Genomic DNA, 12,592 nt, shown 5'->3' with positions numbered 1-12,592 from the left:
GATCGTCCTGAAGGGCCTGCCGATCGCCTAGCAGAAGGATATGCAGGAGGACAAGGAGCCGGTCTTCGACGCGCTGGAGACTCTGGCGCTGGCGATCACCGCGACCACCGGCATGGTCGGCGACATGGAGCCGGACAAGGCGGCGATGCGCAAGGCCGCCGGCGCCGCCTATTCGACCGCCACCGACCTCGCCGACTGGCTGGTCCAGAAGCTCGACATGCCCTTCCGCGAGGCCCATGGCGTCACCGGCCGGGTCGTCCGCGCCGCCGAGCAGAGCGGCCGGCCGCTCCACCGCCTGACGCTGGAAGAGCTCCAGGCGATCGAGCCGCGGATCACGCCGGAGGTCTTTTCGGTGCTCGGCGTCACCCAGTCGGCCGCGAGCCGCGTCAGCTATGGCGGCACCGCCCCGGCCAATGTCCGCAAGCAGGCCCGCCGCTGGCTCGGCCGGCTGAGGAAGGAAGCGGGCGCGTAGGCCATCCTCGCCCGGCATGCGCCTTTCCGCGCGCGGCCCGGCCCATCGCGCCGCGTTTGCCGCCCCGCGGGACCGCATCCCCCCTCGAACCTCTCCCAGCCATCGTGAGAGGCTGCCCCCGGGCTTGACCCGGGGCGCTTCGCGAAGCGAAGCCTCGAAGGACGCACAACCTCTCCGCTCATCCCCGCGAACGCGGGGATCCAGTCCAGCCGCCCGGGATCACCCATCGAGGTCATTAGGTGCCAACCCGGCCACCCTCCAACCTCCCCCTTGAGCGGAGAGCCTGCCCCCGGCTCGATCGGGGGTCGAAATGCGAAGCGAAGCCTCGAAGAACGCACAACCTCTCTCCGCTCATCCCCGCGCAAGCGGGGATCCGGTCCAGCCGCCCGGGATCACCTGCTGCGATCGCAAGACGCGCACCCCCACCGCCGACCTCTCCCCGCGAGGGAGAGGTCGGGTCGAGGCGGCAGGCCGGACAAGAGGCGAGGACGGCCGAAGGCTGGACCGGGAACGAAAAGCGATCCGGGTGAGGGGTTGAAGCACCCTAAGCGCCCTCCACCGCTCCTCGCCGCCACGGTCCGCGTCGATGGGGGCGAGCCGCCGGCGTTCGCCGCTGACTATTCGCAGCGTTTAGTTAGAGCGTCACATTCCGCGTAATGATAGGTAGCCTGATCCGCGGGAGGCCGCAGGCACGTAATGTCCCTCTACGTTGCATTACGGGAACATCCGCTGTACAATTATAGGCAGCGTATAATTACGAGCATCCATGTCTGATCGACAACACACCGGGCGAGCAGGTCGATATGTGCGACAGCCGACGGGATATGCCGCCTTCATTCCGAGGTCCTTGCCACCTGACCCGAGAATCGAATTCGACGACGAGCTCCAGGCACTAATGTCAAAGGCCGATCGCGCCCTTGGCAGGTTGGACGGCTCCATCCAAACCTTGCCGAATCCTGACTTGTTCGTCTTCATGTATGTGAGAAAGGAAGCCGTCCTATCCAGCCAGATCGAAGGTACGCAGTCCTCGATCAATGACCTTCTGAAAGTCGAGGCGCAGATATTCGATCCCGACCGACCGAACGATGTCGGCGAAGTCCTCAACTACGTCACAGCCATGAATTTCGGTCTCGACAGGCTGAGGGAACTGCCCCTCTCCAAACGTCTTATTCGCGAAATTCACGAACGGCTTCTCGAAGGTGTTAGAGGCAGGAATTTCCAACCCGGGGAAATCCGCACGACTCAGAACTGGATTGGTCCGCAGGGCTCGCTACTCAACGAGGCCACCTTCGTCCCGCCCCCACCGGACGCCGTCATGCCGGCTCTCGACGACCTCGAACGATTCATACACGACGACTCCCCGCTGCCCCCGCTGGTCAAAATCGGATTGATTCACTCACAGTTCGAGACCATTCACCCGTTCCTCGATGGCAACGGACGCGTCGGTCGGCTCTTGATCACGTTCCTGCTGTGTCAAGCAGACATCCTGCAGAAGCCCGTCCTCTACATCTCGCACTTCCTGAAGCGGCACAGGGACGAATACTACGACCATCTGCAAGCCATCAGGGACCGTGGCGAATGGGAGCCATGGCTCAAATTCTTTTTGAAGGGCACCAGTGAAGTCAGCCTTGAGGCGACCGAGACGGCACGAAAGATTGTCGCTCTGAGAGAAGCGCATCGGGCCACCATAACCGCCGGGTTCGGAAGAGCCGCCGGAAACGGTTTGACGATATTGGAGACCCTGTTCGACAGGCCGATCGTCAACGTCACTGAGGTCAGGGAACGGCTCGACATAACATTCGCCGCTGCCAACCAACTGGTCCAGCGATTCGTCGAATCCGAAATCATTGAAGAAATAACCGGTCAACGCCGCTACAGGCTGTTCAGATACAGCCCTTACATCAACCTGTTTGCGGACAACCGGCCGTGACGCGCGGTCGCTGCCCACCCGGCGCCTTCCCGTGCCCCTGCGCCCAAACAAGAGTCGGGTACCTGTTGAAGAGATGCATGCGCCCCCGCTTTGTTTATGATAAAGCGGTGCCGCTTGGGCCGCGAGATGAGGCTGGCGAGACAACAGGGGGAATGGGCTGTGGCGATCAGTGACCGTCGGATGGTGATGCGGGCCGCTCTGGCCGCCATCTTGATCTCGACCATCGGCCTGTCCGCCTGTGGCCGCAAAGGTCCGCTCGAGCCGCCGCCCAGCGCCAAGGCGACGGAAGAGCCGGCCGATTCCGCGGCCGTGCCGCCTCCCCAGTAGCCGTCGAAGCCGCGAAGCACCCGTGAACCATTTCGAATACAGGAACGGCGTCCTCCACGCCGAGGACATTCCCGTGCCCGGCATCGCGGCGGCGGTCGGCACGCCTTTCTATTGCTATTCGACGGCGACGCTGGTGCGTCACTACCGGGTCTTCTCCGAGGCGATGGACGGCCTCGACACGATGATCTGCTACGCCATGAAGGCGAATTCGAACCAGGCGGTGATCCGCACCTTCGTCGAGGAGGGCGCCGGGCTCGACGTCGTCTCCGAAGGCGAGCTTCGCCGGGCGCTCGCCGCCGGCGCCTCGCCGGACCGGATCGTCTTCGCCGGGGTGGCCAAGACCGCGCGCGAGATCGCCTTCGCCATCGACACCGGCATCTACTGCTTCAACGTCGAATCCGAGCCCGAGCTCGACCTCATATCGGAGATCGCCGCGTCGAAGGACGCCGTCGCCTCGGTCGCCATCCGCGTCAATCCCGATGTCGACGCGAAGACCCATGCCAAGATCACCACCGGCAAGGCGGAGAACAAGTTCGGCATCCCCTTCGGCCGCGCCCGCGAGGTCTATGCCCATGCCGCGCGGCTTTCCGGCATCCGCGTCTCCGGGGTCGATATGCATATCGGCAGCCAGATCACCGACCTGACGCCCTTCGACACCGCCTACGGCCTCCTCGCCGACCTCGTCCGGACGCTGCGCGACGACGGCCACGAGATCGACCATGTCGATGGCGGCGGCGGCCTCGGCATTCCCTACCGGCTCGACGATCCGCCGCCGCCCGAGCCGCATCTCTACGGCGAGATCGTCCGCCGCCGCCTCGGCAATCTCGGCTGCCGCATCCTGTTCGAGCCCGGCCGGGTCTTCGTCGGCAATGCCGGCATCCTGGTCACCGAGGTCGTCCATGTGAAGACCGGCGCGGCCAAGACCTTCGTCGTCGTCGACGCGGCGATGAACGACCTCATCCGCCCGACCCTCTACGAGGCCCATCACGACGTCCGCCCGGTGGTGAAGCCCTCGCCGGACGCGCCGCGCATCGTCGCCGACGTGGTCGGCGGCGTCTGCGAGACCGGCGACTATCTCGCCCTCGGCCGCGACATGGCCGCGGTCTCCCCCGGCGATCTCCTCGCGGTGATGACCGTCGGCGCCTATGGGGCGGTCCAGGCCTCGACCTACAACACCCGGCCGCTTCTCCCCGAGATCCTGGTCAAGGGCGACGAATGGGCCGTGGTCCGCCCGCGCCAGACCTACGACTCCCTGATCGGCATGGACGCGCTCCCCCCCTGGCTCGCGGATATGTGACCGGACCCGGGAGTCGCGGCGCCGCCGCGCGGCCCGGGACATGCGCCCAAGTCACGGACGGCAAAGAGGGATTCGGCCGCGCCGCCGCTGTCGGCTCCGCCGCGCGCCCGGCCTCGATTTTGCTTCACTCTGTGCTACTTTCAGCATTGGGGGCAGAAAGGCGAACGTGAATGGCGGATTCCCGCGGCAGGGACGCTGAGGGCGGCCCCGATATCCCCGATATCGAAGAGAACGCCGTCGAGCGCGAGACCCGCGCCCGGATCGAGCGGGCCATCACCCGCGCCCGCCTGGTCCTGCTTTGGGAATCGGTCTGGCCGGTGCTGGCGCCCCTGCTGGTGCTCGGCGCCTTTTTCGTCGCCGTGTCCTGGCTCGGGCTCTGGCGCGTCGTTTCGGACCCGGTCCGGTTCGTCATCCTCGGCCTTTTCGCCATCGCCGCGGTCTACCTTGCCGTCCATTTCTTCCGGCTTGCGAAACCGGCCCGCTCGGCCGCCCTCGCCCGCATCGAACACGCCACCGGTCTCCTCCATCGCCCGGCGACCGCGCTGACCGACCGGCTCGCGGTCGGCAACGCGGATCCCGCTGCCGAGGCGCTCTGGGCCGCCCATCGCACCCGGCTGCTCGCCTCTCTCGACAAGGTCAGGGCCGGCATCCCCTCGCCCGGCCTCGCCCGCCGCGACCCCTGGGCCATTCGCTTCCTCGCCATCCTGCTGCTCGCCGTCGGCTTCGTCTATGCCGGCCCCGATCGCCTCGCCATGATCGGCGAGGCCTTCCGCGGCGGCGAGCCGGTGGCGGCCACCGTCGCCCGCATCGATGCCTGGGTGACGCCGCCGGCCTATACCGGGCGTCCGCCGATCTTCCTCACCGGCGAGGCGGCGAAGCCCTCGGGCAGCGACTATTCCGTCCCGACCGGCAGCATCGTCACCGTCCGTACCAGCGGCGCCCGCGACCTCTCGGTCGTCTCGAGCGGCCAGGTCGGCGAGGTCGCCGCGGCTGCCGTCGAGCCGGACGGCGCCGACGCCGCGAAAGGCGACGACCAGCCGCTCGAACGCCAGGTCACCCTGGACACGGCCAGCGAGGTCACCGTCCGCAAGGGTGACCGCGAGGTCATGGGCTGGCGCTTTGCCGTCGAGCCCGACCATGCGCCGCGCATCGAATTCGTCCGGAACCCGGTGCCGACCCGCAGCGGCGCGCTCTCCTTCACCTATTCGCTGAAGGACGACTACGGCGTCGTCGAGGCCCGCGCCGAGATCGCCCCGGTCGAAGCATCCGGCGGGACCGGCGCCCGGCCGCTCTTCGAGGCGCCGGTGGTGCCCCTGTCGCTCCCCCAGCTCCGGACCCGCGACGGGATCGGCGAGACGACCCGCGACCTCACCTCCCATCCCTGGGCCGGAGCCAGGATCCGGATCACCCTCGTCGCCCGCGACGAGGCCGGCCAGGAAGGCCGCAGCGCCCCGCTCGAGATCACCCTCCCCGCCCGCCGCTTCTCCAATCCGATCGCCCGCGCGGTGGTCGAGCAGCGCGCGGCGCTGGCGATGGACGCCAATGCCGCCCCCGGGGTCGGCGACGTCCTCGACACGCTGACCATGGCGCCGGAGGATACCTACGACAGCGCCTCGATCTATCTCGCCCTGCGCACCGCCTATTTCCGCGTCATGCGTTCGCGCGGCGACGACGATCTCCGCGCGGTCGTCGACTATCTCTGGACGGTGGCGCTCGGTATCGAGGACGGTGACCTGTCGCTCGCCGCCCAGGAGCTTCGCGCCGCCGAGGAGGCGCTCCGCCAGGCGCTCGAGGACGGCGCCTCCGACGAGGAGATCGCGCGGCTGACCGAGGAGCTCCGCCAGGCGATGCAGAAATTCATGCAGGCGCTGGCCGAGCAGGCGCGCCGCAATCCCAACATGGCCAACATGCCGCCTGATCCGAACACCCAGACGCTGCGCTCGCAGGATCTGGAGCGGATGCTCGACCAGATCGAGAATCTCGCCAGGAACGGCGCCCGCGACGCCGCCCGCCAGATGCTCAGCGAGTTGCAGAACATGCTGGAGAACCTGCAGACCGGCCAGCCGATGATGGGCAACCAGCAGCAGAATGGCGAGATGATGCAGAGCCTCAACGAGCTCGCCGACATGATCCGCCGCCAGCAGGAGCTGATGGACCGGACCAACCGCGCCCGGCAGGGCCTCGGCGAGAATGGCGAGCCGATGACCGCCGAGGAGATGGCCGAGGCGCTGCGCCGGCTGCAGGAGCAGCAGCAGTCGCTGGAGCAACAGCTTTCCGACCTGATGGAGAGCCTCGACGGCATGGGCATGCAGCCCGGCGAGGGCGACCCGCTCGGCCAGGCCGGCAAGTCGATGGGCCGCGCCGCCGGCGACCTCGGCGACGGGCGCCCCGGCAGCGCCCTCGGCAACCAGGGCGAGGCGCTGGAAGCGCTGCGCCAGGGCGCCGAAGGCATGGCCCGGCAGCTCGCCAACAACCAGGGCCCCGGCATGAACGGCAATCCCAACGGCCACCAGATGCCGAACGAGGATCCGCTCGGCCGGCCGCAGCGCAATGTCGGTCCCGACCTCGGCACCACCGTCAAGGTGCCGGACGAGATCGACATCCAGCGCGCCCGCGAGATCCTCGAGGCGATCCGCGAGCGCCTCGGCGACGCAACGCGGCCGGTGATCGAGCGCGACTATCTCGAGCGGCTGCTCGACCAGTTCTGATCGGGGGCCGGGCGCCTTGACCGGCCCGGCACGCTAGTCGTCGAAGCCGAAGAAGCGCCGCACCCGCGTCGTGATGTCGGATGCGGTGCCGCCGGTGCGGAGCCAGTTGGGCAGCCCGTAGAGGTCCTCGAGCTCGGCGCTTCGCCGCAGGACCATCGCCGAAAACTGGATGGCAAGCTCCGGCGATGCCTTGAGGATCGGCGCAAGCGCGTCGCGGGTGATCTCGAGCGTCACGGTCGGCCGGAGCGCGGTCACGGTCGCCGAACGGGCCGCCCCGGTAAGCAGCGACATCTCGCCGACCAGGTCGCCGTCACGCAGCGTCGCGACCCGCCGGTCCTTGCCGCCGTCGCGGATCGAGACCGCCAGCGCCCCCTTGGCGATGACGAACATCGATTCCCCCGCGTCGCCTTCGCGGATCACCACCGTGCCGTGGTCGAATTCGGTCCGTGTCACCGCCTTCGCCAGCTGGTCGAGCGACTGATCGTCCAGGATTTCCGCGAAGAACGGAATCCGCTTCAGAACGTCGTGGTCTTTCATGCCATCCCCCACCGCCGGTCGAGCGGGTGATTGTCGAACGGGCTGCCGGCCCGGTCAAGCAAGCGCGGCGGGCCGGTCGGCCGCCGCCGCGGCGCGATCGCCGGCCGTCAGGAGAATTCCGCTCTGAGGTCGAGCGTCGAGCGGACGCCGATATCCTCGAAATGGGCGTCGAGCCAGTCCCGCGCCGCCTTGCGGCCGGCGGCATGCAGCTCCTGGAAGAAATGCCAGCTCGTGTTGAGCTTCGACGAGGCGGTGTAGCGCGCCAGCGCCTCGGTCGCGTCGATGCGGTGGACGCGGTTCCTGCGGTAGCGCTTCGGGTCGAGCCGGTTCTCCTCGAGCAGCCGGTTGACGAAGTCGATGGCGCGGAATTCCCTCAGCAGCGACGAGTTGAAGGTGATCTCGCTGACCCGCTCCATGATCTCCTTGGCGGTCTTCGGCACCGCCTCGCTCCGCACCGGATTGACCTGGACCAGCAGGATGTCCTCGCATTGCGTCTCGGTGAAGAAGGGAAACAGCGCCGGATTGCCCATATACCCCCCGTCCCAATAAGCCTCGCCCTCGATCTCCACGGCATGGAAGAGATAGGGCAGGCAGGCGGAAGCCATCACCGCGTCGGCGGTGATGTCGTCGCCGGTGAAGACGCGGATCTTGCCGTCGCGGACATTGGTCGCCGAGATGAACAGCTTGAGGGCGGTGTTGGCCCTGACCAGGTCGAAATCGACCAGCCGTTCGAGCAGGTCGCGCAGCGGGTTGATGTTGAGCGGATTGATCCGGTAGGGCGAGACCATCTGCGCCAGCCGCTCGGGATAGCCGAATGGCGGAAAGGATGGAAAGGACGGGAGCGCCGGAAGGTTCCAGAAGCCGAGGATATTCTGGAATATCTCGTTGGTGGCGCCGGCGCCCACGCCCTCGCGGCTGACCCGCCGCCAGAAGGCGCCGAGCCGGCGCCGGGCGCCTTCCGCCCCGTCGCGCATCAGTCCGTCGGCCAGCACCACCGCGTTCATCGCCCCGGCGCTGGTGCCCGAGATCGCCTCGAAGTCGAGGCGGCCCTCTTGGAGCAGTTCGTCGAGGACCCCCCAGGTGAAGGCGCCATGCGCGCCGCCGCCCTGCAGCGCCAGGTTGATCGTCCGGGTCCCGGATGGCGCGGTCTCCGCGGACGATGTGGCTTTCGCCCCGCCGCTCACGCCGCGGTCCAGCCCCCGTCCATCGGCAGCATCGCGCCGGTGATGTTGCGCGCCGCGTCGCTTGCCAGGAAGATCGCCAGCGCCGCGATTTCCTCGACGGTGACGAATTCCTTGGTCGGCTGCGCCGCGAGCATCACGTCGCGCTTCACCTCTTCCTCGGTGATGCCGCGCGCCTTGGCGGTATCGGGAATCTGCCTCTCGACCAGCGGCGTCCAGACATAGCCCGGGCAGATGGCATTGATCGTGATGCCGTCCCGCGCCACTTCCAGCGCCACGGTCTTGGTCAGCCCGGCGATGCCGTGCTTCGCCGCGACATAGGCGCTCTTGAAGGGCGAGGCGACCAGCGCATGGGCGCTCGCGGTCTGGATGATGCGGCCCCAGCCCTTCTGCTTCATCCCCGGCAGCGCCGCGCGGATGGTGTGGAAGGAGGAGGAGAGGTTGATGGCGATGATCGCGTTCCATTTCTCGACCGGGAACTCGTCGATCGGCGAGACGAACTGGATGCCGGCATTGTTGCAGAGCACGTCGATCGCGCCGAATTCCTTCCCGGCGTCGGCGACCATCGCCGCGATCTCGTCGGGCCTGGTCATGTCGGCCGGCGAATAGCGCACCTCGACGCCGTTATCCTCCGCCATCGCCGCGCGCAGCGTCTCGATCTCCGCGGCGTCGCCGAAGCCGTTGAGAACGACGTTGGCTCCCTCGCGCGCCATCGCCCCGGCGATCGCGAGCCCGATGCCGCTGGTGGAACCGGTCACCAGCGCGGTTTTACCTTTCAGCATGAACGTCTCCTGATAATGACGGCCTCAGCGTCTATATATTGCATCGCAGCATGAACGCCATCCCGCATGGCGCCGCAGGCTGTGCTAGATAGAAGCCACCCGGCGACCCGCGCCCCCGCGGATCGGATGGAGAAGAGGCGTTGCGATGGCGAACGTCAGCCCGATACTGGAACACCGCAAGCACGACCACCGCCGCTGCGCCGCGGACGCGATCAGCCACGCCCGCGAGATCTGCGACACCGAGGGCCTGCGCTTCACCGAGCGGCGCCAGGAGGTGCTGGCGGCGCTGCTCCAGAGCCATGTTCCCGCTTCCGCCTATGACGTGATCGACCGCCTCGGCGCATCCGGCCATCGTCCCGCGCCGGTCTCGGTCTACCGCGCCCTCGATTTCCTCGTCGAGCACCGCTTCGCCCACCGCATCGAGTCGCGCAACGCCTATGTCGCCTGCGACCGCGGCGCCGACTGCACCGACGAGGCGACCGTCTTCCTGCTTTGCGACAAATGCGGCGCGGCCGGCGAGGCCTCCTCCGCCGACCTCCACGGCCTGATCGCCGAGGTCACCGGCGCGGTCGGCTTCGTCCCGACGACGCCGGTCATCGAGATTCACGGCCTTTGCGCCAACTGCCGCCGGGGCTGAATCCTCGATCCCTCCCGCCAGGCAAATGTCGCCGCAAGACTGAACGTTGCAACCAACATTGAATCGGAGCCATTCTCCAGGGACTTAGCGGAAAGCCATCTATTCTACGCTGCCTCGACGGCGCCGACCGGCGGATTGAGATCGATGCTTGTAACAAAGAGAATGTTGTTCGCGGGACTATTGGGCGGTTTATGCTGGCTATCATGCTCGTCGACGTGGGCTTCCGCCAAAGAGGCCTGCATGACTGAGCTTTATGCCAGGGACGGCTTGGTCGACTATGGCGAAGAATGTTATTGCGGCTCCGGATATGAAAAAGAATTCAACAGCAATGATACTATCCTTATCCAGAATTCGGTTGTATCAGACGTTGATATCTACTTGTGCAAACCAAAAAGCCTGACCGCCAAGGCTACTTCCCTGGCAAAATGCATCTATCCTCACGCGGGTAAATGTATAGTGGATGAGGTGGCGCAACTTCGTTCATGGGCCGTGAAACGCATCGACGAACTGGACGAAGTCTTTAATCCATTCTAAAAAACGCACTACGCCAATTCAGTTTTGAAGTTCACGCCATTCATCGATTGCGTCCATCAAGTCCTGGGCCGCAATCGCATAATTGGATTCGCCACCAAGTTGCTTTGCAATGGCAAAGAATTTGTATGCACTATCAAAATTATCTCTCAGAAGAAATATCTTTGCTCTGTAATATGCTGACTTAGCTCTCGGAAGAGCGGGGGCATCGTGGACTGAAGCCTGGATATCTCCAAAAACGAACGCCCGCAAAGCGGCATCGTATTCACCATTGCGGTAATGATTAAAGGCTTCTCTGTAGAGGCTCAGGTAGTCGTGTTCCACGCCCGTGTCGGCGGACGCCGGCGCGCTCGGGTCTCCATGCCAAACGGTGGCGACATAGCCGGTTCCACGCGCCAGATAGGCGTCGTCGGGCAGCGGCATTTCGCCCTCATAGTCATCTCGAAACGCTGACAATTCGCTGGATGAATAGGGGCCGATAACGACCGCGTACCAGCCATTCTTCGCTTTCACGACGCGTGAGTCCTGATCGTCGTATTGCCGGGCGATCGCGATTGCTTCATCGAGGATCTGGCGGCTGGCGATCTGCACCCACCGCTGGTTGCCCCGCAGGGCGAGCGTTTCGGCGGCAGCGGTCTGCGCACCAGACGCGACGGCGGACACGGCGAGCAGCCCGGCCAGCAGGATTTGGGTCCGGCGGATCATGTTCGCTGCCTTTTGACGCCCAGAGCCTGTCCCTTTGTCGCTCCTGCCGTGTGTGGAAGCAACAGGAAATCAGGGAAGGCAGCACGCCCCGGGCAAAGGCGCCGATCGCGCCACGCCCCACGGCGCGAGCCCGACGACATTGGCGGTCGACTTGCGCTTTCCCGCCCTATCGACCATTTCCAGCGCGGGGACCGGGCAACATCGCGCGCCGACGTGCTAGTGTCCCTTGGAAAACCCCTCGCGCCTGTAGCGCGACCTACGACGGGTCGAATGCCTTGGATATGACCGATTACCTCACCGAACCGTTGCCCCGTCACCGCACCATCGGCGTCGCGGTCGGCGGCGTCGCGGTCGGCGGCGACGCGCCGGTCGTCGTCCAGTCGATGACCAATACCGATACCGCCGATGTCGAGGAGACGACGCGGCAGGTGGCGGCGCTTGCCCGTGCCGGCTCGGAGCTGGTCCGCATCACCGTCGATCGCGACGAGGCCGCCGCCGCCGTCCCCCATATCCGCGACCGGCTGGCGAAACGCGGCATCCATGTGCCGCTGATCGGCGACTTCCACTATATCGGCCACAAGCTGCTGACCGACCATCCGGCCTGCGCCGAGGCCCTCGACAAGTATCGCATCAATCCCGGCAACGTCGGCTTCGGCGAGAAGAAGGACCGCCAGTTCGCGACCCTGATCGAGATCGCCGCGCGCCACGGCAAGCCGGTCCGCATCGGCGTCAACTGGGGCTCGCTCGACCAGGCGCTGCTCACCCGGCTGATGGACGACAACGCGAAGGCCGCGGAACCCCGGTCGGCAAGGGACGTGATGCGCGAGGCGATCGTCCAGTCGGCGCTGCTTTCCGCATCCAGAGCCGGGGAGCTCGGCCTCGGCCGCGACCGCATCATCCTCTCGGCCAAGGTCAGCCAGGTCCAGGACCTGATCGCCGTCTATGCCGAGCTCGCCCGCCGCACCGACCACGCCCTCCATCTCGGCCTCACCGAGGCGGGGATGGGGTCGAAGGGCATCGTCGCCTCCTCCGCCGCGCTCGCCATCCTGCTCGAGCAGGGGATCGGCGACACCATCCGCATCTCGCTGACGCCGGAGCCCGGCGGCGACCGCACCCGCGAGGTGGTGGTCGCCCAGGAGCTCCTCCAGACGATGGGCTTCCGCGCCTTCCTGCCGGTGGTCGCCGCCTGCCCGGGCTGCGGCCGCACCACCTCCACCGTCTTCCAGGAGCTCGCCCGCCGCATCGAGGATGACCTGCGCACCAACATGCCGGTCTGGCGCGAGAAATACCCCGGCGTCGAGGCGCTGCAGGTCGCGGTGATGGGCTGCATCGTCAACGGCCCGGGCGAATCGAAGCACGCCGATATCGGCATCTCGCTGCCCGGCACCGGCGAGCAGCCGGCGGCGCCGGTCTTCGTCGACGGCAGGAAGGCGGCGACGCTGCGCGGCCCCCATATCGCCGACGAGTTCCGGAAGATGGTCGAGG

The 12,592-nt window shown here is 66.6% G+C and carries 11 protein-coding genes and 1 pseudogene; 8 read left to right on the top strand and 4 right to left on the bottom strand.

All coding sequences use genetic code 11. The features are described from left to right. The 5 genes and pseudogenes from KDJ86_RS16640 to KDJ86_RS16625 all read left to right on the top strand — a co-directional run. A pseudogene (locus KDJ86_RS16640) lies at positions 1-472 on the top strand (argininosuccinate lyase); the annotation flags it as partial. A gap of 805 nt (positions 473-1,277) precedes the next feature. Further along, complete coding sequence (locus KDJ86_RS16635; protein WP_291748354.1) at positions 1,278-2,402, top strand: Fic family protein; 1,125 nt, start codon at positions 1,278-1,280, stop codon at positions 2,400-2,402. Positions 2,403-2,498: 96 nt separating this feature from the next. Continuing rightward, the gene (lptM, locus tag KDJ86_RS20620) at positions 2,499-2,729 is read left to right on the top strand and encodes an LPS translocon maturation chaperone LptM (protein ID WP_367116836.1); all 231 of its coding nucleotides are present in this window, start codon (positions 2,499-2,501) and stop codon (positions 2,727-2,729) included. A gap of 22 nt (positions 2,730-2,751) precedes the next feature. After that, positions 2,752-4,026, top strand: a complete 1,275-nt coding sequence (gene lysA / locus KDJ86_RS16630) for a diaminopimelate decarboxylase (RefSeq protein WP_291748351.1) — start codon at positions 2,752-2,754, stop codon at positions 4,024-4,026. A gap of 170 nt (positions 4,027-4,196) precedes the next feature. Further along, entirely contained in the window at positions 4,197-6,734 is a 2,538-nt protein-coding gene (locus KDJ86_RS16625; protein ID WP_291748348.1) for a TIGR02302 family protein, read from the top strand. Positions 6,735-6,767: 33 nt separating this feature from the next. On the opposite strand, the gene KDJ86_RS16620 is transcribed toward KDJ86_RS16625, so the two are convergent. The 3 genes from KDJ86_RS16620 to KDJ86_RS16610 form a co-directional block, all read right to left on the bottom strand. Further along, entirely contained in the window at positions 6,768-7,271 is a 504-nt protein-coding gene (locus KDJ86_RS16620) for a cyclic nucleotide-binding domain-containing protein (RefSeq protein WP_291748345.1), read from the bottom strand. A 107-nt stretch (positions 7,272-7,378) separates the two neighbouring features. Further along, the gene (locus KDJ86_RS16615; RefSeq protein WP_291748342.1) at positions 7,379-8,455 is read right to left on the bottom strand and encodes a patatin-like phospholipase family protein; all 1,077 of its coding nucleotides are present in this window, start codon (positions 8,453-8,455) and stop codon (positions 7,379-7,381) included. Continuing rightward, positions 8,452-9,234 carry a 3-hydroxybutyrate dehydrogenase gene (locus KDJ86_RS16610; RefSeq protein WP_291748340.1) on the bottom strand — a complete coding sequence of 261 codons (783 nt, stop codon included), beginning with the start codon at positions 9,232-9,234 and terminating at the stop codon, positions 8,452-8,454. The genes KDJ86_RS16615 and KDJ86_RS16610 overlap by 4 nt, the downstream gene beginning before the upstream one ends. A 145-nt stretch (positions 9,235-9,379) precedes the next feature. Between KDJ86_RS16610 and KDJ86_RS16605 the strand changes: the two genes are divergently transcribed. Together KDJ86_RS16605 and KDJ86_RS16600 are read left to right on the top strand one after the other, a co-directional pair. Further along, complete coding sequence (locus tag KDJ86_RS16605; RefSeq protein WP_291748338.1) at positions 9,380-9,871, top strand: transcriptional repressor; 492 nt, start codon at positions 9,380-9,382, stop codon at positions 9,869-9,871. Between the two features lie 240 nt (positions 9,872-10,111). Further along, entirely contained in the window at positions 10,112-10,405 is a 294-nt protein-coding gene (locus KDJ86_RS16600; protein WP_291748335.1) for a hypothetical protein, read from the top strand. Positions 10,406-10,423: 18 nt separating this feature from the next. Here KDJ86_RS16600 and KDJ86_RS16595 read toward each other — a convergent pair whose 3' ends face one another. Continuing rightward, complete coding sequence (locus tag KDJ86_RS16595) at positions 10,424-11,107, bottom strand: hypothetical protein (RefSeq protein WP_291748333.1); 684 nt, start codon at positions 11,105-11,107, stop codon at positions 10,424-10,426. Between the two features lie 281 nt (positions 11,108-11,388). On the opposite strand from KDJ86_RS16595, the gene ispG reads away from it, so the two are divergent. Further along, on the top strand, positions 11,389-12,592 hold a 1,204-nt coding region (gene ispG, locus KDJ86_RS16590; protein ID WP_291748331.1), incomplete at its 3' end, for a flavodoxin-dependent (E)-4-hydroxy-3-methylbut-2-enyl-diphosphate synthase.

Origin of the sequence: Bauldia sp., assembly GCF_020442045.1 — a bacterium.
Classification (GTDB): Bacteria; Pseudomonadota; Alphaproteobacteria; order Rhizobiales; family Kaistiaceae; genus Bauldia.
This window is presented reverse-complemented; position numbering and strand designations above follow the sequence as displayed.

Excerpts from the sequence above, each read along its gene's own strand:
- lptM (WP_367116836.1), top strand. The coding sequence starts at position 2,499 with ATGATAAAGCGGTGCCGCTTGGGCCGCGAGATGAGGCTGGCGAGACAA.
- KDJ86_RS16625 (WP_291748348.1), top strand. The coding sequence starts at position 4,197 with ATGGCGGATTCCCGCGGCAGGGACGCTGAGGGCGGCCCCGATATCCCC.
- KDJ86_RS16620 (WP_291748345.1), bottom strand. The coding sequence starts at position 7,271 with ATGAAAGACCACGACGTTCTGAAGCGGATTCCGTTCTTCGCGGAAATC.
- KDJ86_RS16610 (WP_291748340.1), bottom strand. The coding sequence starts at position 9,234 with ATGCTGAAAGGTAAAACCGCGCTGGTGACCGGTTCCACCAGCGGCATC.
- KDJ86_RS16605 (WP_291748338.1), top strand. The coding sequence starts at position 9,380 with ATGGCGAACGTCAGCCCGATACTGGAACACCGCAAGCACGACCACCGC.
- KDJ86_RS16600 (WP_291748335.1), top strand. The coding sequence starts at position 10,112 with ATGACTGAGCTTTATGCCAGGGACGGCTTGGTCGACTATGGCGAAGAA.
- KDJ86_RS16595 (WP_291748333.1), bottom strand. The coding sequence starts at position 11,107 with ATGATCCGCCGGACCCAAATCCTGCTGGCCGGGCTGCTCGCCGTGTCC.